The organism is Rhodococcus sp. NPDC003318, assembly GCF_042879035.1.
Lineage (GTDB): Bacteria > Actinomycetota > Actinomycetes > Mycobacteriales > Mycobacteriaceae > Rhodococcus_G.
The window spans coordinates 108,070-127,261 of the sequence record NZ_JBIAOU010000005.1 but is presented as its reverse complement, the minus strand read 5'-3'; the positions used below and the strand labels follow the sequence as shown (position 1 = coordinate 127,261).

The 19,192-nt window shown below is 69.8% G+C and carries 18 protein-coding genes; 13 read left to right on the top strand and 5 right to left on the bottom strand.

The genetic code is table 11. The features are described from left to right. Nucleotides 1-61 precede the first annotated feature (61 nt). Together ACFYVR_RS11440 and ACFYVR_RS11435 are read right to left on the bottom strand one after the other, a co-directional pair. Nucleotides 62-433 carry an SPW repeat protein gene (locus ACFYVR_RS11440; protein WP_387472853.1) on the bottom strand — a complete coding sequence of 124 codons (372 nt, stop codon included), beginning with the start codon at nucleotides 431-433 and terminating at the stop codon, nucleotides 62-64. After that, nucleotides 430-573, bottom strand: coding sequence for a hypothetical protein (locus ACFYVR_RS11435; RefSeq protein WP_387472851.1), 144 nt, complete (start codon nucleotides 571-573; stop codon nucleotides 430-432). Before ACFYVR_RS11435 ends, ACFYVR_RS11440 begins: the two co-directional genes overlap by 4 nt. Here ACFYVR_RS11435 and ACFYVR_RS11430 point away from each other — a divergent pair. Next, the gene (locus tag ACFYVR_RS11430; protein WP_387472849.1) at nucleotides 572-1,381 is read left to right on the top strand and encodes a DNA alkylation repair protein; all 810 of its coding nucleotides are present in this window, start codon (nucleotides 572-574) and stop codon (nucleotides 1,379-1,381) included. The genes ACFYVR_RS11435 and ACFYVR_RS11430 overlap by 2 nt on opposite strands. Here the strand turns inward: ACFYVR_RS11430 and ACFYVR_RS11425 are convergent. The 3 genes from ACFYVR_RS11425 to mftR all read right to left on the bottom strand — a co-directional run bounded on the left by ACFYVR_RS11425 (nucleotide 1,353) and on the right by mftR (nucleotide 3,987). Further along, the gene (locus tag ACFYVR_RS11425) at nucleotides 1,353-2,408 is read right to left on the bottom strand and encodes a 2Fe-2S iron-sulfur cluster-binding protein (protein WP_387472847.1); all 1,056 of its coding nucleotides are present in this window, start codon (nucleotides 2,406-2,408) and stop codon (nucleotides 1,353-1,355) included. The two genes, ACFYVR_RS11430 and ACFYVR_RS11425, sit on opposite strands and share 29 nt — an antisense overlap. Before the next feature lie 162 nt (nucleotides 2,409-2,570). Beyond that, nucleotides 2,571-3,248, bottom strand: a complete 678-nt coding sequence (mftR2, locus tag ACFYVR_RS11420; protein ID WP_387472845.1) for a mycofactocin system transcriptional regulator MftR2 — start codon at nucleotides 3,246-3,248, stop codon at nucleotides 2,571-2,573. 109 nt (nucleotides 3,249-3,357) lie between these two features. Continuing rightward, nucleotides 3,358-3,987: a mycofactocin system transcriptional regulator gene (gene mftR, locus ACFYVR_RS11415; protein ID WP_387472843.1), complete on the bottom strand. Its 630-nt coding sequence runs from the start codon at nucleotides 3,985-3,987 to the stop codon at nucleotides 3,358-3,360. Between the two features lie 107 nt (nucleotides 3,988-4,094). Here mftR and mftA point away from each other — a divergent pair, with 107 nt between their 5' ends. From mftA to adhP, 12 genes are all read left to right on the top strand, one after another. Further along, on the top strand, nucleotides 4,095-4,193 hold the full coding sequence (gene mftA, locus ACFYVR_RS11410) for a mycofactocin precursor MftA (protein WP_387472841.1): 99 nt from the start codon (nucleotides 4,095-4,097) through the stop codon (nucleotides 4,191-4,193). Beyond that, complete coding sequence (mftB, locus tag ACFYVR_RS11405; protein ID WP_387472839.1) at nucleotides 4,178-4,474, top strand: mycofactocin biosynthesis chaperone MftB; 297 nt, start codon at nucleotides 4,178-4,180, stop codon at nucleotides 4,472-4,474. Before mftA ends, mftB begins: the two co-directional genes overlap by 16 nt. A gap of 74 nt (nucleotides 4,475-4,548) precedes the next feature. Beyond that, nucleotides 4,549-5,784: a mycofactocin radical SAM maturase gene (mftC, locus tag ACFYVR_RS11400; protein ID WP_387472837.1), complete on the top strand. Its 1,236-nt coding sequence runs from the start codon at nucleotides 4,549-4,551 to the stop codon at nucleotides 5,782-5,784. 13 nt (nucleotides 5,785-5,797) lie between these two features. Continuing rightward, complete coding sequence (gene mftD / locus ACFYVR_RS11395) at nucleotides 5,798-6,976, top strand: pre-mycofactocin synthase MftD (protein WP_387472835.1); 1,179 nt, start codon at nucleotides 5,798-5,800, stop codon at nucleotides 6,974-6,976. Nucleotides 6,977-6,980: 4 nt separating this feature from the next. Continuing rightward, the gene (locus tag ACFYVR_RS11390; protein WP_387473123.1) at nucleotides 6,981-9,068 is read left to right on the top strand and encodes an FAD-dependent oxidoreductase; all 2,088 of its coding nucleotides are present in this window, start codon (nucleotides 6,981-6,983) and stop codon (nucleotides 9,066-9,068) included. Then, complete coding sequence (locus tag ACFYVR_RS11385; RefSeq protein ID WP_387472833.1) at nucleotides 9,065-11,017, top strand: mycofactocin system FadH/OYE family oxidoreductase 2; 1,953 nt, start codon at nucleotides 9,065-9,067, stop codon at nucleotides 11,015-11,017. Before ACFYVR_RS11390 ends, ACFYVR_RS11385 begins: the two co-directional genes overlap by 4 nt. 271 nt (nucleotides 11,018-11,288) lie before the next feature. Beyond that, nucleotides 11,289-11,984 (top strand): mycofactocin biosynthesis peptidyl-dipeptidase MftE, encoded by a 696-nt coding sequence (gene mftE, locus ACFYVR_RS11380; protein WP_387472831.1) that lies wholly within the window; start codon nucleotides 11,289-11,291, stop codon nucleotides 11,982-11,984. Between the two features lie 25 nt (nucleotides 11,985-12,009). Next, the gene (gene mftF, locus ACFYVR_RS11375; RefSeq protein ID WP_387472829.1) at nucleotides 12,010-13,407 is read left to right on the top strand and encodes a mycofactocin biosynthesis glycosyltransferase MftF; all 1,398 of its coding nucleotides are present in this window, start codon (nucleotides 12,010-12,012) and stop codon (nucleotides 13,405-13,407) included. A gap of 5 nt (nucleotides 13,408-13,412) precedes the next feature. Further along, nucleotides 13,413-14,870, top strand: a complete 1,458-nt coding sequence (gene mftG, locus ACFYVR_RS11370) for a mycofactocin system GMC family oxidoreductase MftG (protein ID WP_387472827.1) — start codon at nucleotides 13,413-13,415, stop codon at nucleotides 14,868-14,870. Between the two features lie 131 nt (nucleotides 14,871-15,001). After that, the gene (locus tag ACFYVR_RS11365) at nucleotides 15,002-16,324 is read left to right on the top strand and encodes a transcriptional regulator (RefSeq protein ID WP_387472825.1); all 1,323 of its coding nucleotides are present in this window, start codon (nucleotides 15,002-15,004) and stop codon (nucleotides 16,322-16,324) included. A gap of 85 nt (nucleotides 16,325-16,409) precedes the next feature. After that, nucleotides 16,410-17,933, top strand: a complete 1,524-nt coding sequence (gene adh / locus ACFYVR_RS11360) for an aldehyde dehydrogenase (RefSeq protein ID WP_387472823.1) — start codon at nucleotides 16,410-16,412, stop codon at nucleotides 17,931-17,933. 231 nt (nucleotides 17,934-18,164) lie between these two features. Beyond that, nucleotides 18,165-19,190: an alcohol dehydrogenase AdhP gene (gene adhP / locus ACFYVR_RS11355; RefSeq protein ID WP_387472821.1), complete on the top strand. Its 1,026-nt coding sequence runs from the start codon at nucleotides 18,165-18,167 to the stop codon at nucleotides 19,188-19,190. Nucleotides 19,191-19,192 lie beyond the last annotated feature (2 nt).

Genomic DNA, 19,192 nt, shown 5'->3' with positions numbered 1-19,192 from the left:
GAACACCTCCTCCTCCGGGGCGGTGACCCGCCCCGGGTCGAAAGTTCACCGATGTCCGGGCTCAGTGGTGAGTGGCCAGTCCGCCGCCGTGGCCGATGTGGAACCGCGAGCCCTCGGGCAGTGCCACGAACGCTGTCAGCACCGTCAGGACACCGCCGATCCAGGACGTCCACGCGGCTCCCGCCATGTCGGCGTAGCCCATGACCCAGGGGGCGATGAACATCAGCACGCCGAGTACGCCCATGGCCCACACGACCATCTCCGTTGCCGGGGACATCATGTTGGCGAGGCCGGTGACGGCGACGAGAACACCGAGAACGATCATCGACCACATTGCCGCGTTGTTGGTGTCGACCCAGAGGGGCGACAGCGCGACGACGGCGCCGATCACCACGGCGGCCCAGTCCTGCCACCGGCGCATACCTTCGTTCATTTCCAGCCTCCTATGCCGGAGTTGTCGATGATGTCGGTTTTGCCGACACCTCCGGTATAGCTCTGATTGACCGGCCGATCAATAGTGTTCCGGCAGGTGAAGCGGCAGATTTTCCCGCCGCGTGGCAGGGTCGGATCCATGCACCAGGACGTGATGCGTGCGCTCGCCGAGCGCGCCGATCCCGACGACGCGGCGCACCTGCAGCGCTTCTTCAAGACCGGTCCCGGGGAGTACGGCGAGGGCGACGTGTTCCTCGGTGTCCGGGTGCCCGCGACGAGGCAGGTCGCGAAGGAGTTCGTCGACCTTTCGCTGCCCGAGATAGATCTGCTGTTGGACAGCGCGGTCCACGAGCACCGGCTGGCCGCGCTGCTGATCCTCGTCGGCCGGTTCGAGCGGGCCGACGCGGCGCGGACCCGGGACGACGTCGAACGCGAGCGTGTCGCCGACTTCTACCTGGCCGCGGTGTTGCGCGGGCGGGTCGACAACTGGGACCTCGTCGACACCTCGGCGGAGCGGATCCTCGGCGGGTGGTTGTACGACCGGCCGCGTCGGCTGGTGTTCGACCTCGGCGCCGACGAGGACCTGTGGCGGCGGCGGGTGGCATTGCTGACGACGTTCGGGTTCATCCGGCGCGGCGACGCCTCGACCACGCTCGAGCTCGCGCCGCGCGTGCTCGACGACCGCCGCGACCTCACCCAGAAGGCGGTCGGCTGGATGCTGCGCGAGGTCGGCAAGCGGGTCGACCGCGCGCTGCTCACCGGCTTCCTCGACGAGTACGCCTCGGACATGGGAGCCACCGCGTTGAGCTACGCGACCGAGCACCTCGACCCGGACGCCCGCGCCCGCTACCGGCGGCTCCGCCGCACTGGTGCATTTTCGGACGCGCCGACCTCCGAAAGTGCACCACTGCGCGAAGCGCCTAGAACTCGATCTCCACGCGGTCGGTGAGGGGACGGGCCTGGCAGCCGAGGATGTAGCCGGCGGCGATGTCCTCGGGGTCGAGGATCTCGCTGTTGCCCATCTCGACCTTGCCGTCGAGGACGGTGCAGGCGCAGGAGCCGCACTCGCCCTCCTGGCAGGAGTAGGGCACGTCCAGGCCCTTGGCGAGCATGATGTCGACCAGGGTCTGCTTGCGCGGCCAGGTCAGCTCGTGGGTCTCGCCGTCGAGGGTGACGGCGACGGTCGCGGCGTCCGCGGCCTCCTCCTCGGTGACCTCCGCGGGCGCGACGTCCTGGAAGGGGTCGCCGGCAAGCGAGTTGAACACCTCGGCGTGGACCTGGTTGCGCGGCACCCCGGCCTCGGCGAGGGCCTTGTGCACGGTGTCCATGAAGGGCCCGGGTCCGCACATGAACGATTCGAAGGCGGAAAACGGTGCCGCGAGGGTGGCGAACTGGTCGGGTGTCGGCAGGCCCTGCAGCGATTCGAGCCAGTGCGTGACGGTCAGCCGCGTCGGGTACTGGGCGGCGAGTTCGCGCAGTTCGTCGCGGAAGATCACCGAGTTCTCGTCTCGGTTGGCGTAGATCAGCACGACCTTGCCGGTGCCCTGGGTGAGGGCGGACTTGAGGATGGAGATGACCGGGGTGATGCCGCTGCCGGCGCCCCAGAGCAGGAAGTCGTGGTCGAGGGACTTCGGGGTGAAGACACCCGAGGGGGGCAGCACCTCGATGGTGTCGCCGACCTCGACGTTGTCGCACAGCCAGTTGGAGCCGTAGCCGTCCACGGTGCGCTTGACGGTGACCTTGGGGTCGCCGTCGCCGAACGGCGAGCTCGCGAGCGAGTAGCAGCGTGCGACGGATCCGGTCCGGTCGCTGGGGATGCGCAGGGTGAGGAACTGGCCGGGCTTGTAGTCGAACCGGCTGCGCAGCTCAGCCGGGACGGCGAACACCAGCGAGCGTGCGTCCGCGGTTTCCTCGACGACGCCCGACACGGTGAGCACGACCGACCTGGAGCTGTGCGGCACGTCAACAGTGGTCATCGCGGTGGATCCTCTCGAGCTCTGCGGGTGCAGGGTGTGGTGCCGCAGGACGGCACGTTCTGTAACGTGTTCTAGTTTTCAGACTAGCAGACACCATCGAAGCAGCTGGATCGTAAGTTGTCCGCCCGCGTTCCCGATAATCGGGACACGGGCCGCGACGGCTCAGGTCGAGGCCTGCTTCTGCCGTTCGAGCTGGGCCCGGAGTCCCGCGATGAGCGTGTCGACCCCGAAGCGGTAGATGTCGCGGCCGTGCACCTCGTCGAGATGGACGGTCGCGCGCGCGACGACGTCGGGCAGTGTCGCGCGGTCGGGAACCGCGGGGTCCTGGGTGGAGACGCTGCTGCGGCCGTACAGGTAGGTGTGGATCGTCGAGTAGGCGCAGAAGACGTTGCGGTCGTCGAACCCGGCCTCGAAGAGGATGTCCATCACGAGTGCGACGAGGTGGCGCTGCCTGCGCAGCATCTGGTCGAGCAGCACCTCGCCGAGCCCCGGGTACGTGGACAGTCTCTGGTCGATCTGGTCGATCAGGGTGCGCAGCCGCTCGGTCCACTCGGGGCCGGGTGCCGGGGCGGTCACGCCGTCCAGCGCCGCCGTCGCGACCAGGTCGAGCAGCTCCTCCTTGTCGGAGACGTAGTAGTACGGCGCCATCGCCGACACGCCGAGTTCCCGTGAGAGCCTGCGCATCGACAGTTTGTCGAGGCCGTCCTGGTGGATGACGCGCAGCGCCGCCTCCACGATCTCCTGCTCGGACAGGTTGCCGTGTGTGGGGCCTGACGTCCGTGAGGCGGCGCCGGCGTTGCGGCCGGACGGCCGTCCCAAGATCACGGACTTGTCCGTCATCGTGTGCCTCATGACGATTCGAAGGGATGGCGCTCGCTGCTCCCGCCCTCAAGTTTAGGGCGTATCGGCGGGTGGCGGACCCGGACGGAGGAATGGATCCGATCGGGTGTCACCCTGCGGGGCGCGCGGTGGTCGGGAGCGCTCCCAGTCCGGTGGAGAGTATGGTGCTGCCCGCCCGCAGCAGCTCGGCGAGGTCGAGATTCTCGTCGGTGAGCCACTGCTCGTAGGCCGACAGTGCCACGCCGAGCACCATCCAGCCGACCGTGCGCGGCAGGTGATCGGTGGTCCGCAGGCCGGTTCGGCCGGCCACGTACTCCGCGATGACCTCGCGCCAGCCGGTGTACATCACCATCGAGTAGGCCTGCAGTGCCGGCGCGTTGAGGATGACCTCCATCCGCTTGCGGTGCACGGGTGCCACATCGGGCGGGAAGCTGTTGAACTCGAGCAGGGCTCGGGTGAGGCCGTCGGCGAGCGGGATGTCGACGGGGAGCCCGGCGAGCTGGTCGCGCATCTCGGCCAGGTGGGTGTCGAAGTTCCCCCACGGGACCGCGTTCTTGGACGGGAAGTAGCGGAAGAAGGTGCGGCGGGCGATGCCTGCGGCCTCTGCGATCTGGTCGACGCTCGTCTCGTCGAATCCGTGTTCCGCGAACAGCGCGATGGCGAGGTTGCTGATCTCGTCAGGGGTGGTCGACGGCCGGCGTCCGACTCTTCCTTTCTCTGACCTGCGGGTTCGTGTCAAGTTCTGCTCCGGTCTTTCATTCTGCACTCAATGCCATTAATGTCGTGAGCCGAGTCACAGCAAATTGTCGCTGAGACCGAACCAACCCTTACACAGGAGGCAAGTCGATGTCCGATTCTCGCGAGTCCGCAGTCAACGCGACCGAGCTCGTCCAGGAGTCTCTCGTGGAAGAGGTCTCGATCGACGGCATGTGCGGCGTGTACTGATCGTGAATCTCGACTCCGGGTGGCAGCTGCACCCGCAGGTGGCGCTTCGCCCCGAACCGTTCGGGGCGTTGCTCTACCACTTCGGGACCCGCAAGCTGTCGTTTCTGAAGAACGTGACCATCGTCGGCATCGTCAAGTCGTTGGCCGACCATCCCGACGCCCGCAGCGCGATCCGCGCGGCAGGTGTCGAGGACGCCCGCATCGACATCTACGCCCGCGCCCTGGCCACCCTGGCCGAGTCGAAGATGATCGTGCCCACGGCCGCCAGCTCGGCTGCCTGACCAAGCTTTCCGTCCGCGTGAACAGCCCGTCACGCCGGCGACCCACCTCTTTCGTCTGACGAGGGACACAGCCCATGACTTCTGTTCTGGAACCACCCACTACCGCGCCGGCGCCGCCCGCTGTCGGGCGTCTGGTCGATCAGTTCGAGCTCGGCCTCGACGCTCCGATCTGCCTGACCTGGGAACTGACGTACGCGTGCAACCTGTCGTGTGTGCACTGCCTGTCGTCGTCGGGGCGGCGTGATCCGCGGGAGCTGTCGACCGAGCAGTGCAAGTCGATCATCGACGAGCTGCAGCGTATGCAGGTGTTCTACGTCAACATCGGTGGCGGTGAGCCGACGGTGCGCTCCGACTTCTGGGAGCTCGTCGACTACGCCACCGATCACCAGGTGGGCGTGAAGTTCTCCACCAACGGCGTCAAGATCGACAAGAAGGTCGCCGCGCGCCTGGCCGCGTCGGACTACGTGGACGTGCAGATCTCCCTCGACGGTGCGACCGCGGAGGTCAACGACGCGGTACGCGGCCCGGGTTCGTTCGCGATGGCCGTGCGGGCGCTCGAGAACCTCGCCGAGGCCGGGTTCAAGGACGCGAAGATCTCCGTAGTCGTCACCCGCCAGAACGTCTCGCAGCTCGACGAGTTCAAGGCCCTGGCCGACAAGTACGGTGCGACGCTGCGGATCACCCGGCTGCGCCCGTCCGGACGCGGCGCGGACGTGTGGGACGAGCTGCACCCGACGCAGGCGCAGCAGCGTGAGCTCTACGACTGGCTCGTCGCCAACGGCGAGGGTGTGCTCACGGGTGACTCGTTCTTCCACCTGTCCGCCTACGGCGACGCGCTGCCCGGGCTGAACCTGTGCGGTGCGGGCCGGGTGGTGTGCCTGATCGACCCGATCGGCGACGTCTACGCCTGCCCGTTCGCGATCCACGACAAGTTCCTCGCCGGAAACATCGTGCGCGACGGCGGTTTCCAGGAGGTGTGGCAGCACTCGGAGCTGTTCACCGAGCTGCGGTCCCCGCAGACCGGCGGCGCGTGCTCCAAGTGCTCGCACTACGACGCGTGCCGCGGCGGCTGCATGGCCGCGAAGTTCTTCACCGGGCTGCCGATGGACGGCCCCGACCCCGAATGCGTGCAGGGCTACGGCGAATCCGCGCTCGCCGCGGACCGCAGCGTCCCGAAGTCCAGCCAGGACCACTCCCGCACCGGCAAGCGCGCCGAGCGCCGCACCCCGTCCGCGCCGGTCCCATTGACCCTGCTGACCCGGCCTCCGGCCAAGATCTGTGACGAAAACCCCCTCGCGGGAATGGAATAGAGGAAACCATCTGATGGCGAAGAATGCGTGGTTCGAGACCGTTGCCGAGGCACAGCGGCGGGCGAAGAAGCAGCTGCCGAAGCCGGTGTACATGGCGCTGGTCGCCGGCTCCGAGAAGGGCGTGACCACCTCCGACAACATCGACGCGTTCGCCGAACTCGGCTTCGCGCCGCACGTGGCGGGACTGTCCGACAAGCGGGAACTGTCCACCACCGTGATGGGCCAGCCGCTGTCGTTCCCGGTGATGATCTCCCCGACCGGTGTGCAGGCCGTGCACCCCGACGGTGAGGTCGCCGTCGCCCGCGCCGCCGCCGCCCGCGGCGTCGCGATGGGCCTGTCCTCGTTCGCGTCCAAGTCGGTGGAGGAGGTCGTGGCCGCGAACCCGCAGACCTTTTTCCAGATGTACTGGGTCGGCACCCGCGACGAGCTGCTGCACCGGATGGACCGCGCCAAGAAGGCGGGCGCGACCGGGCTGATCATGACGCTGGACTGGTCGTTCTCGATGGGCCGCGACTGGGGCTCCCCGGCGATCCCGGAGAAGATGGACTTCGCCGCGATGCGCGCCAACGCCCTCCAGGGCCTGCTGCACCCGAAGTGGCTGTCGCAGTTCGTTCGTTCGGGCGCGATCCCGGACCTGACCACCCCGAACCTCGCCCCGGCGGACGGTGGCCCGGCACCGACCTTCTTCGGTGCGTACGGACAGTGGATGGGCACCCCGCTGCCCACCTGGGAGGACGTCGCGTGGCTGCGTGAGCAGTGGGACGGGCCGTTCATGCTCAAGGGTGTCATGCGGGTCGACGACGCCAAGCGTGCCGTCGACGCCGGCTGCACCGCCATCTCCGTGTCCAACCACGGCGGCAACAACCTCGACGGCACCCCCGCCCCGATCCGGGCGCTGCCCGCGATCGCCGAGGCCGTCGGTGAGCAGCTCGAGGTCGTCCTCGACGGCGGCATCCGCCGCGGCTCCGACGTCGTCAAGGCCCTCGCCCTCGGTGCCCGCGCCGTCATGATCGGCCGCGCCTACCTGTGGGGCCTGGCCGCCAACGGGCAGGCCGGAGTCGAGAACGTCCTCGACATCCTGCGCGGCGGTGTCGACTCCGCCGTCCTCGGCCTCGGACACTCCAACATCGCCGACCTGTCGCCGGCCGACCTCGTCATCCCGGACGGCTTCCGCCGCGACCTCGGGGTCTAGAGCACTGCCAGGCCTCACCGACGAGACCACCCTGACCGGGCGCACCGCCCGGTCCAGGGTGGTCTTCGGCCCCCACGAGACGAATCTCGTTGTGCGGCGTGCGTTCTCGGACCGGCACACCGCCTACTACGAAGCCCGGGCTCGTGGGGGCTGCGGCGTGATCGTCACCGAGTGCGCGTCCGTGTGTGAGGACGACTGGCCGTACGAGCGGGCGCCGCTGGCGGCGGACTGCGGGCCGGGGTGGCGGGCGATCGTGTCCGCGTGCCGGCCGCACGGAACGCTCGTGCTGGCGGCGCTCGGTCACCGCGGCATGCAGGGGTCGAGCGCCTACTCTCAGTCGGTGCTGTGGGGCCCGTCGCCTGTCGCGGACGTGGTGACGCGGGAGCTGCCCGCCGAGATGGGATCTCGTGAAACAGGTTTGGTGACGGAAGGATTCGCCGCCGCGGCGGCGGTCGCGTCGTCCGCCGGCGTGGACGGGGTCGAACTCGACGCCGGACCGACCGCGCTGCTGCGCCAGTTCCTGTCGCCGATCACCAATCTCCGCGCCGACGGGTACGGCGCCGACCGCACCCGACTGCTGCGCGAGGTGATGGCCGCGGTCCGTGCGGAGCTCGGACCAGGCCGGATCCTCGCCCTGCGGCTCAGCTGCGACGAACTGGCCCCGTGGGGCGGCATCACCCCCGACGACGCCGTGGACCACGTCCGGGCGATCGCCGACACCGTGGACCTCGTAACCGTCGTCCGGGGCGGACCCACGAGCGCGACCCGCTACCGTCCGGACGCCCACACCCCGCCGATGTTCAACGTGGAACTGACACGGCGGATTCGCGCTGTCGGAGTGCCGGTGGTCCTGCAGGGCAGCGTGGTCGACCCGGCGGCGGCGCAGCGGGCCCTCGACGACGGGTGCGCCGACCTGGTCGAGATGACCCGCGCACAGATCGCCGACCCGAACCTCGTCGAGGCGGTTCGCCGCGGTCGTGCGCCGCGCCCCTGCGTGCTGTGCAACCAGACGTGCCTGGTGTGCGATCCGCGGAATCCGATCGTCACCTGCATCGGCAACCCGAACCCCGCTGTCCCGGATGAAGGCGCCCTTGGTCTCGTCGAATCGGCCGAAGGCCGCCTCCATCTCGTTGAATCGGCCGAAGGCCGCCTTCATCCCGTGGGGTCGGCTGATGTCCACCTCCCCTCGGGATCGGCTGAAGGTCACCTTCATGTCGTTGAATCGGCTGAAGGTGCCCTTCAGTCGGGGATGTCGGCTCGCGGCGCGCCGCGGGACGTGTTGGTCGTCGGCGGCGGGCCCGCGGGCCTCGAAGCGTCCCGCGTCCTGGCGGCGGCAGGGCACCGAGTCCGCTTGGCCGAGCGGACCGATCGCCTCGGCGGGATGGTGGCGCGCACCGCGACAGGCGACCGGGCACGGCTGTCCGCGTTGACCGGATGGCTCGCCGACGAGTGTCACCGACTCGGTGTCCGCGTCGAGTTCGGGCACGAGGTGACCGACCAGGAGACCCGAGCGGAAGACGTCGCCGCGGTGGTGATCGCCACCGGAAGCGTGGCGGCGCCCTGGCCGGTGCCGGGGGACGGCACCGTGCCGGTGGTCGCCGCCGTCGAACCACTGGGCGGCACGCTCCCCGACGGCCCGGTGCTGGTGTGGGATCCGATCGGCGGATCCGTCGGTGTCGCCGTCGCGGAGTTGCTCGCAGCGGCAGGTCGCATCGTCGGCGTCGTGACGCCCGACCCGGTCGTCGGTACCCAACTCGCACGCGCCGGCGACCTCGCCGACGCGAACGGCAGACTCGAGCGCGCAGGTGTCGTCCGGCACCTGCGGACCCGGATCGTCGGAATCGACTGGGGCCGAGTGGAGCTCGAACACGTCCACACCGGAGCCCGGAATCTCGTGCCTGCCGCGGCGATCGTCGACTGCGGCCATCGCGTGCCGGACGAGTCCGTGTCGTCGGACGGCGCCGCGGGAGACCGGCTCCGCGCGCACACACGTCTCGCGGTCGGAGACCGGATCGCTCCGCGCACGGTCGCCGAGGCGATCCGGGACGGACGCGAGGCGGCGACACGCCTGCTGCGGGAGTGGTCGCGGTGAGCGAGTTGCCGAAACTGTCGTCGCCCTTGACGATCGGGTCGCGCACCCTGCGCAACCGTGTCGTGTTCACCGCGCACCTGACCAACGCCGCTGTCGACGGACTGCCCACCGCGCAGCACACGGCGTACTACGAAGCGCGTGCACGAGGCGGTGCCGGCCTGATCATCACCGAGGAACACTGCGTCCACCCGACGGACTGGCCGTACGAGAAGGTGATTCACGGGTACCGATCCGAGACCGTACCGGGATATCGCCGCATCACCGACGCGGTCCACGCCGAGGGCGCCGTGATACTCGCCCAGCTGAACCACAACGGGGGACAGGGGTCCGGAATGTACTCCGGCCGCCCCCTGTGGGCGCCGAGCCCGATCCCGGACCCCCTGTTCCGGGAGGTGCCGAGGGCGCTGGACGCCACGGGCATCGACGATCTGGTCGCGAGTTACGCGCGAGTCGCAATCCACTGTCGTGAAGGCGGATTCGACGGTGTCGAGATCCAGGCGTCGCAGTCGTCGATCCTGCGGGCGTTCCTGTCGCCGCAGACCAACCGGCGCACCGACAGCTACGGGGGTCCGCTCGAATCCCGGGCCAGGCTGCTGCTCGAGGTGATCGTCGCGGTCCGCGCCGCACTCGGGCCCGGGCTGGTCCTCGGGGTGCGGTTGACGGGGGAGGAGTCGATTCCGGGCGGCATCCACCTCGACGAGGCGACCGCGGTGGCAAGCATGGTCGAGGCGACCGGCGACGTCGACTACCTCAACACGTCCATCGGCATGGCCACCGAGACGCTGCACCTGATCGAGGCGTCGATGGCCGTCCCTCGTGGCTATGCGCTGTTCATTCCCAACGCGATTCGACGACAGGTGTCGCTGCCGGTGATCGGCGTCGGCCGCTTCACCGCGCCGGAGCAGGCCGAACAGGCGCTCGTCGAAGGGCACTGCGACCTGGTCGGGGTGGTGAGGGGGCAGATCGCGGACCCGGACTTCGCGGCCAAGGCCCTGTCGGGTGACGCCGCCGGGATCAGAACGTGCCTCGGCTGCAATCAGGAGTGCATCGGCCGCGTCGGACTGAACCGGTGGCTGGGGTGCGTCGAGAATCCGTCGGCGGGGCGCGAATCGGTGCTGTTGCCGCAGCCGCGGCGTCGGGGCCGGACGGTGGTCGTCGTCGGCGGCGGGCCGGCGGGGATGCAGGCCGCCGCGACCGCGGCGGGGCGCGGCCATCGCGTGACGCTGTTCGAGCGCGACGAGCGGCTCGGCGGTCAGGTGTGCGCCGCGTCGGTCGCGTCCGGGCGGAGCGAATTCGGCGAACTGGCAGTCAATCTCGAGCGTGAGTGTGCGCGGGCCGGCGTCACCGTCCGCACCGGTACCGAGGTGGGACCGGACCTGGTGCAACGCCTGGCGCCGGATGTCGTGATCGTCGCGACCGGTGCCCGGCCGAAGCGGCCGGCATGGGCGGGCGCCAGCACGCGGGTGGTCGACGTCCGGGACGTCCTCGAGGGGCGTGTCACGCCGAGTGGCCGGGTTCTGGTGTTCGACGAGTTGGGGTTTCATCAGGGGACCTCGGTCGCGGAGACCGTCGCCGCCCGCGGCTGTACGGTCACGATCGCGACGCCGGCGATGATCGTCGGCCAGGATCTCGGGCTGACCCTGGACATGGAGGGCTGGCAGCGCCGGGCGTACGCGGCCGGGATCGTCGAGCGAACCGATGTGGTTCCGATGGAGGTGACCGACACCGAGACCGGTGTCGTGGTGCGTCTGCTGCACCACCCGACCGGCACGGTCACCGAGTCGGAATTCGACGCCGTCGTCTGCGCGGTTCATCAACAACCTGTGGACGAACTGTGGAAGGAACTGTCCGGCAGTGCTTTCGAGGTCCACCGGATCGGCGACGCCCTGTCGCCGCGCCGCGCTCACGCCGCGGTTGTCGAGGGCCACCGAGTGGCCGCCGCCCTGTAGCCCCTCCCGGCTGAAGGCGCCCTTCGTGCGGTCTGTAGAGCCGAAGGCCACCTTCAGCCCGTGTCGGCCCGTCGAGCCCCTTCCGGCTGAAGGCGCCCTTCGTGCGGTCTGTCGAGCCGAAGGCCACCTTCAGCCCGTGTCGGCCCGTCGAGCCCTTCCGGCTGAAGGCGCCCTTCGTGCGGTCTGTCGAGCCGAAGGCCACCTTCAGCCAGGAGGGGGGTGAGCCGGGCTGCTCGGGTGGGTGCGGAGGGCAGGTCCTAGCATCGGGGGTATGCCCACCGCACCGGACTCGTTGGCCGACGCGACCTGGCCGGAGGTCGGCGTGTCCCGCCCCGCGCTGGCTGTGCCGGTGGGGTCGCTCGAGCAGCACGGCCCGCATCTTCCGCTCGACACCGACACCCGGATCGCGACGGCGGTGGCTCAGGCGTTGCCCGGTGTGGCCGTCGCCCCGGCGATTGCGTACGGCGCCAGCGGTGAGCACGAGGGATTCGACGGCACGATCTCGCTCGGCAGCGAGGCGCTGCGCACCCTCGTCGTCGAGTTCGGCCGGTCGGCGTGTCGCTGGTCGCCGCGCGTGTTGTTCGTCAACGGGCACGGCGGCAACGCGCCGGCTCTCGCGGACGCGGTCGCGCTGCTGCGGTACGAGGGCCGGGACGTCGCCTGGGTGCCCTGCGCGGTCCCCGGCGCGGACGCGCACGCGGGACTGACCGAAACCGCTCTGCTGCTGCATCTTTCATCCGAGGTGGTGCGGACGGACCGGTGCGAGGTCGGCGACACCCGTCCCATCGCGGAGATCATGCCGCAACTGCGGGACGGGGGTGTGGCGGCGGTCAGTGCGAACGGTGTGCTCGGCGACCCGCGGGGTGCCGACGCGGCCGAGGGGGCACGCCTGTTCGAGGCGATGTGTGCGCGGGCTGCTGCGGCGGCGGAGCGGTGGCAGCCGGATACCCGCGGAATGTTGCGATGAGACCAGATCCGAATACGATCACCTGATGCGCCAAGCTCGACTGCCCGACGGATTCGGGGTTCGACTCGATCCGACGGTGCGCACCTTCTCCGACGGGCGGGTTCTGATCGGGGGGTCTCCGACCCGGATGCTCAAACTGGCGCCGACCGCGGCCGCGATGATCGGGGACGGCTACCTGAAGGTGGTGGACCAGCAGTCCGCGGTGGTGGCGCGACACCTGCTCGACTCCGGTGTCGCCAACCCGCGGCCGATGAGTTCACCCCCCAACCACGACGTCACGGTCGTCGTCCCCGTCAAGGACAACGTCGTCGGGCTCAACCGCCTGCTGCCCGCCCTGCACGGATTGCACGTCGTCGTCGTCGACGACGGGTCGGCGGAGCCGGTCCTTCCGCCGCCGGTGCCGGGTGGTCGCGGTGAGGTCCGGGTCCTGCGGCACGACGTCTCGCGCGGTCCCGCCGCCGCGCGGAACACCGGAATGGAAGCAGCGACAACGGAGTTCGTCGCCTTTCTCGACTCCGACGTGGTGCCGCGCACCGGCTGGCTGGAGTCGATGCTCGGGCACTTCAGCGATCCGGCGGTCGCGATGGTCGCGCCTCGGATCGTCGCGCTCACGCCGGAGGGCGGAGCGCTGGCCCGGTACGAACACGCGCGGTCCTCGCTCGACCTCGGACGCAAGGAGGGGCCGGTGCGGGCCGGGAGCGCCGTCTCCTACGTGCCGAGCGCCGCGATGCTGGTGCGGCGCAGTGCGCTCGACGAGTGCGGTGGATTCGACGAGTCGATGCACGTCGCCGAGGACGTCGACCTGTGCTGGCGGCTGCACGAGGCGGGTTGGCGCCTGCGGTACGAGCCGATCGCGCACGTCGCCCACGACCACCGGGTGTCCTTCCGGAAGTGGTTCGGCCGCAAGTTGTTCTACGGCACCGGGGCCGCACCGCTCGCCGCCCGGCACCAGGGTCGGGTGTCGCCGCTGGCGATGTCGGTGTGGACCCTGCTCGCGTGGGCGGCGGCCGCGACCTGCACCCGTGTCGGTCTGCTCGGTGCCCTCGTCACGCAGGTGGTGACGGTGCACCGTCTGCGGCGCACGTTCGCCGACCTCGACCGGCCGACGCGGATCGCGACGGTGCTCGCGATGCAGGGGCTGGCGGGTGGGGCGTGGCAGCTCGCGTCCGCGCTGTGCCGGCACTACTGGCCGGTGACAGTGGTCGCGGCGGTCTGTTCGCGGCGGTTCCGGCGGGTGGCGTTGACCGTCGCGGTCGCGGAGGGTGCCGCGGACTGGTGGACGCACCGGGAGCCCGGCGGGCTGGGGCCGGTGCGGCACGTCGTCTACAAGCGTCTCGACGACCTCGCCTACGGGGCCGGTCTGTGGCGTGGGGCGATCGACGAGCGGAGCCTCGCCGCGCTGGCTCCCCGGCTGAGCCGCTGAACCCGATGGCGCCGACGGCGGACGTGGTCGTCGTCGGTGCGGGCTCCGCGGGCTGTGTCCTGGCGGGCAGGCTGAGCGCGAATCCCGATCGCACCGTGCTGTTGGTGGAGGCCGGCGTCGGCGCGGGCCCGCCGGGACCGGTCGGTGTGCTGCCGGTGGGGCCGGCGAGTGACGTCGTCTGGAGGTATCCCGCCCAGTTGCGGGACGAATCGGCGCCCCGGGTCGCGCTGGCCCGTGGCCGCGTGCTGGGCGGCTCCGGTGCGGTCAACGGCGGCTACTTCGTCCGCGGCACCGCCGCGGATTTCGCGCGCTGGCCGGCGTCCTGGTCCTACGAGTCGGTGCTGCCGTACTTCCGCAGGCTCGAAAGCGATCCGTTCGGCGACCGGGCCTGGCACGGTGACAGCGGTCCCGTGCCGGTGACCCGCACCGCCCCGGACGAGTTGCATCCGCGCAGCGCCGCGTTCCTCGCCGCGGTGACGGATGCGGGATTCGACTACCGCGTCGATCTGAACGAACCCGACGCCGTCGGTGCGGGCCCGGTTCCGCTCAACGTCCGCGCCGGGATGCGGGTCAGTACCGCCGAGGCATACCTCGTGCCCCACCTGGACCGGCCGAATCTGCGGGTGCTCACCGGTGCGGTGGCGCGGCGGGTGCTGCTGTCGGGCTCGCGGGCGGTCGGCGTCGAGGTCGAGACGGCAGGTGGAGTGCGCGTCCTGCGCGCGGGCACGGTGGTCCTGTCCGCCGGCGCCGTCGGCACACCGCATCTGCTCGTGCACTCCGGAATCGGTCCCGCACAGTCGCTTTCACGGATCGGAATTCCCGTCGCGGTGGACCGGCCGGGGGTCGGCCGGAACGCCACGGACCATCCGGAGGTGACGGTCGGGTACCGGCCCCGGTCGAGCGTCCCGCACCGGACCGACCGGGCGATCCTCGAAGTCGCGCTCGAGACGGACGACGTCGAACTGCGGCCGTACACCGCGACGTTCGGGCAGTTCATCCCCGGCGTCGACGACCCGTTCGGCCGGATCGGTGTCGCGTTGATGCGTCCACGCAGTCGCGGGGAGGTGGTGGTGCGGTCTGCGGATCCGGCTGTTCCGCCGCTGGTGCGGTACCGCTACCTGCGGGAACAAGCCGACCGGACCGCGCTGCGGGAGGGTGTGGATCTCGTCCGGGAACTGTTGGCGGGGGCGGCGTTCGCGGGCCTGGTCGAACGCCCGACGCCGCCACCGGGGGATCCGCTGGACGAGCTGGGGACCTCGATGCACCTGGCGGGCAGTTGTGCGATGGGCTCCCCGGACGATCCGGATGCGGTGGTCGACGACCGCTGCCGGGTGATCGGGGTGGACGGGCTGTGGATCGCGGACGGTTCGGTGATGCCGTCGTTGCCGTCGCGGGGACCACACGCGACCGTCGTGATGATCGGTGAGAGGGTGGCCGACCACGTCGCCGGGTTGGACGGCTGACCAGCGGTTCCGCCTCCCGCGCGGTCACCACTTCGATCCGCGATCCTGTGACGGGCGTTACAGTGGTGGTGTGCGCCAGGCCAGCGCACGCGGTCATCCGACTGCACAGCGTCCTCGACGGAGGGAAATCCTTGACCACAACCTCGCGGGCCACGACGACGCGCGGCAACCCGTGGGTCGCCGTCCGGCCGGGTGACGACGTCGCGCAGCTCGCCCGCACGGTGTCGTCCGCGCATCGCTCGTTCGTGGCGGGTGCCGACCCGCAGTCCGGCGGGGACGCGGTGCGGTCGCCGGTGCGGCCGGTGGTGTTCGATTCGTGGTTGCGCAGCCGCAGCAGGGGAGTCGACCCCGACGCCGTCGGCGAGGACATCGGGTTGGACGGGGGCGAACTCGACCGGTACCGCAGGGCGCATCCGATGGCGCTGATCCGCCCGGTGGTGCGTCGCCTGCTCGTCGACGACATCGCCGACACCGGACTGCTCGTCGCGATCAGTGACGCCCAGGGCCGGCTGCTGTGGGTGGAGGGAGACTCCGACGCGCGCGATCGCGCCGTTGCGATGCACTTCGTCGAGGGCGCCGACTGGAGCGAGGACCGCGTCGGCACCAACGCCCCGGGCACGGCGCTCGCGGTCGACCAGTGTGTCCAGATCTTCGGTGCCGAGCACTTCAGTTCCGCCGTGCACGACTGGAGTTGTTCGGCTGCGCCCGTGCACGATCCGATGAGCGGGCAGATCCTCGGCGCCATCGACATCACCGGCGGGCCGCAAGTTGCCGAGCCCCAGGTGCTCGCGCTGGTGCGCGCGACGGTCGCGGCGGCGGAGGCGGAACTGCGGTTGCACCTGATGAACTCGCCGCGCCTGCTCGGTTCCGCACCGGCGCGGCTGGCGGTCCTCGGCTCGGAGCGCCCGACCCTGGTCCGGGACGGCGACCGCATTCCGCTCTCCCGCAGGCACGCCGAGATCCTGCTGCTGCTCGCGGACCGTCCCGAGGGGCTGCGCGGAGACCAGTTGGCGATCCTGCTCGACGAGTCGGAACTGGACTCGGTGACGATCCGGGTCGAGATGTCCCGGCTGCGCAAGGTGTTCGGAGCGGACGGGCTCGGGTCCCGGCCGTACCGGTTGCTCACCGACCTCGTCACCGACGTCGACGAGGTGCGGCGGGCGCTCGAACGCGGCGACGCTGCCGCGGCGCTCGCCTCCTACCGCGGTCCGGTGCTGCCCGGTTCCGTCGCACCCGGCGTCGAGGAGATCCGTGAGCAGCTGCGGGCCAGGGTGCAGGCGGCTCTGCTGCGCGCAGGTGAGCAGTCCCTGCTCGCGCGCTGGACCGCGACCGAGGAGGGACGGGAGGACTCCGCGGCGTGGGCTGCGTACCTGTCGTCGATCGACCCGCGATCGCCGATGTACGACCAGGTCAGGGCGCGGATCGCGATCCTCGACGAGCACCTTGGGCAGTGACGGTGCCGAACGCAACGTAGTTGCAACCCCCGCTCTTCTAGTGTTCTGGATCACACGCAGTGCCGGATATCAACGAGGAGTTCGAATGACTGTGTACGCCCGCCCGGGTTCGCCCGACGCGCTCATGTCCTTCCAGTCCCGCTACGAGAACTTCATCGGCGGGCAGTGGGTGCCGCCGGTCAAGGGACAGTACTTCGAGAACACCACCCCGGTCACCGGTCAGCCGTTCACCGAGATCGCGCGCGGCACCGCCGAGGACATCGAACTCGCCCTCGACGCCGCCCACGCCGCCGCTCCGGCCTGGGGCAAGACCTCGGTCGCCGAGCGCGCCGTGATCCTCAACAAGATCGCCGACCGGATCGAGGAGAACCTCGAGTCGATCGCACTCGCCGAGTCCTGGGACAACGGCAAGCCGATCCGCGAGACACTCAACGCCGACATCCCCCTCGCCGTCGACCACTTCCGCTACTTCGCGGGAGCTGTTCGCGCCCAGGAGGGGTCGATCTCCGAGATCAACTCCGAGACCGTCGCTTACCACTTCCACGAGCCGCTCGGCGTGGTCGGCCAGATCATCCCGTGGAACTTCCCGATCCTGATGGCGGTGTGGAAGCTCGCGCCGGCTCTCGCGGCGGGCAACGCGGTCGTGCTCAAGCCGGCCGAGCAGACCCCGGCGTCGATCCTGTACCTGATCTCGGTCATCGGTGACCTGCTGCCTCCGGGCGTGGTCAACATCGTCAACGGTTTCGGCACCGAGGCGGGCAAGCCGCTCGCATCGAGCCCGCGGATCAAGAAGATCGCCTTCACCGGTGAGACCACCACCGGCCGGCTGATCATGCAGTACGCGTCGCAGAACCTGATCCCGGTCACCCTCGAACTCGGCGGCAAGAGCCCGAACATCTTCTTCTCCGACGTGCTCGCCGCGAACGACGACTACCAGGACAAGGCCCTGGAAGGCTTCACGATGTTCGCCCTGAACCAGGGTGAGGTGTGCACCTGCCCGTCGCGGTCGCTGATCCAGGAGGACATCTTCGACGAGTTCCTCGCGATGGCCGCGATTCGCACCAAGGCCGTCCGTCAGGGCGATCCCCTCGACACCGACACGATGATCGGTGCGCAGGCCTCGAACGACCAGTTCGAGAAGATCCTCTCGTACATCGAGATCGGCAAGTCCGAGGGCGCGAAGCTGATCACCGGTGGTGAGCGGGCCGACCTGGGCGGCGACCTGTCCGGCGGCTTCTACATTCAGCCGACCGTCTTCACCGGTAACAACAAGATGAGGATCTTCCAGGAGGAGATCTTCGGTCCGGTGGTGTCGGTGACCTCGTTCAAGGACTACGACGAAGCCATCTCCATCGCCAACGACACCCTGTACGGTCTCGGCGCCGGAGTCTGGTCCCGCGACGGTGGCGTCGCCTACCGCGCAGGCCGCGACATCGAAGCCGGCCGGGTGTGGACCAACACGTACCACCAGTACCCGGCGCATGCCGCGTTCGGTGGCTACAAGCAGTCCGGAATCGGTCGCGAGAACCACCACATGATGCTCGATCACTACCAGCAGACCAAGAACCTGCTGGTGAGCTACGCCCCGAAGGCCCAGGGATTCTTCTGATCCCGAGCTGAGCCCTTCCGATCCGGGGCTGCCCCGACCTCCCCGGATCGGGAGAACGGCGCGGCGCCCGCCGAACCACCCCCTCCTCGGCGGGCGCCGTGTCCCACCACTGCAGACCGATTCGCCCGGACCGTCGGACGGGTGTCGCCACGACGAACCGGCTCCGCCCGACGGATACTGGGACCGCGCGATCGCATCCTCCAGCCACCCACAGCGGAAAGAGACCTCACGATGGTCGACACGATGAAGGCAGCTGTAGTCCACGAGTTCGGCAAGCCCCTGGTGATCGAGGAGTTGCCGGTGCCCCGGCCGGGACCGAACCAGGCATTGGTCAAGCTGGAAACCAGCGGGGTGTGTCACACCGATCTACATGCGGCGGAAGGTGATTGGCCGGTCAAGCCGAGCCCTCCGTTCGTGCCGGGGCACGAAGGGGTCGGCACCGTCGTCGAGTTGGGAGAGGGCGTCACCGAACTCGCGGTCGGGCAGCGGGTCGGCAACGCCTGGTTGTGGTCGGCGTGCCTCGAGTGCCGCTACTGCCGCACCGGCTGGGAGACGTTGTGCGAGAAGCAGGTCAACGGCGGCTACTCGGTGAACGGGTCGTTCGCGGAGTACATGCTCGTCGACGCCCGGTTCGCCGCCCGCATCCCCGACGGCGCGGACCTGGTGGAGGTCGCGCCGGTGCTGTGCGCCGGCGTCACCGTGTACAAGGGCATCAAGGTCGCGGACGTGGTGCCGGGCGAGTGGATCACCATCTCCGGCATCGGCGGACTCGGCCACGTCGCCGTGCAGTACGCGACCGCGATGGGACTGCGGGTCGCCGCCGTCGACGTCTCCGACGACAAACTCGAACTCGCGAAGAAGTACGGCGCCGAGGTGCTGGTCAATGCCGCGAAGGAGGACCCGGTCGCCAGGATCCAGGAGGCCACCGGCGGCACCGACGGCGTGCTCGTCACCGCGGTGCACCCGAAGGCATTCGGCCAGGCGATCGGGATGGCGCGACGCGGCGGGACCATCGCGTTCAACGGTCTTCCTCCCGGCGACTTCCCGGCCCCGATCTTCGACACCGTCCTCAAGGGTCTGACCATCCGTGGCTCGATCGTCGGCACCCGGCAGGACATGGTCGAGGCGCTGGACTTCTACTCCCGCGGCAAGATTCGTCCCACGGTGCACACCCGCGGGCTCGACGAGATCAACGACGTCTTCGACGAACTGCGGGCGGGCACCGTCGACGGCCGCGTCGTGCTGGACTTCCGGTGAGC

What these genes read in the sequence shown, in the direction of transcription:
- ACFYVR_RS11440 (WP_387472853.1), bottom strand. Translation starts at nt 433, where the DNA reads ATGAACGAAGGTATGCGCCGGTGGCAGGACTGGGCCGCCGTGGTGATC.
- ACFYVR_RS11430 (WP_387472849.1), top strand. Translation starts at nt 572, where the DNA reads ATGCACCAGGACGTGATGCGTGCGCTCGCCGAGCGCGCCGATCCCGAC.
- ACFYVR_RS11435 (WP_387472851.1), bottom strand. Translation starts at nt 573, where the DNA reads ATGGATCCGACCCTGCCACGCGGCGGGAAAATCTGCCGCTTCACCTGC.
- ACFYVR_RS11425 (WP_387472847.1), bottom strand. Translation starts at nt 2,408, where the DNA reads ATGACCACTGTTGACGTGCCGCACAGCTCCAGGTCGGTCGTGCTCACC.
- mftR2 (WP_387472845.1), bottom strand. Translation starts at nt 3,248, where the DNA reads ATGACGGACAAGTCCGTGATCTTGGGACGGCCGTCCGGCCGCAACGCC.
- mftA (WP_387472841.1), top strand. Translation starts at nt 4,095, where the DNA reads ATGTCCGATTCTCGCGAGTCCGCAGTCAACGCGACCGAGCTCGTCCAG.
- mftC (WP_387472837.1), top strand. Translation starts at nt 4,549, where the DNA reads ATGACTTCTGTTCTGGAACCACCCACTACCGCGCCGGCGCCGCCCGCT.
- mftD (WP_387472835.1), top strand. Translation starts at nt 5,798, where the DNA reads ATGGCGAAGAATGCGTGGTTCGAGACCGTTGCCGAGGCACAGCGGCGG.
- mftE (WP_387472831.1), top strand. Translation starts at nt 11,289, where the DNA reads ATGCCCACCGCACCGGACTCGTTGGCCGACGCGACCTGGCCGGAGGTC.
- mftF (WP_387472829.1), top strand. Translation starts at nt 12,010, where the DNA reads ATGCGCCAAGCTCGACTGCCCGACGGATTCGGGGTTCGACTCGATCCG.
- mftG (WP_387472827.1), top strand. Translation starts at nt 13,413, where the DNA reads ATGGCGCCGACGGCGGACGTGGTCGTCGTCGGTGCGGGCTCCGCGGGC.
- adh (WP_387472823.1), top strand. Translation starts at nt 16,410, where the DNA reads ATGACTGTGTACGCCCGCCCGGGTTCGCCCGACGCGCTCATGTCCTTC.
- adhP (WP_387472821.1), top strand. Translation starts at nt 18,165, where the DNA reads ATGGTCGACACGATGAAGGCAGCTGTAGTCCACGAGTTCGGCAAGCCC.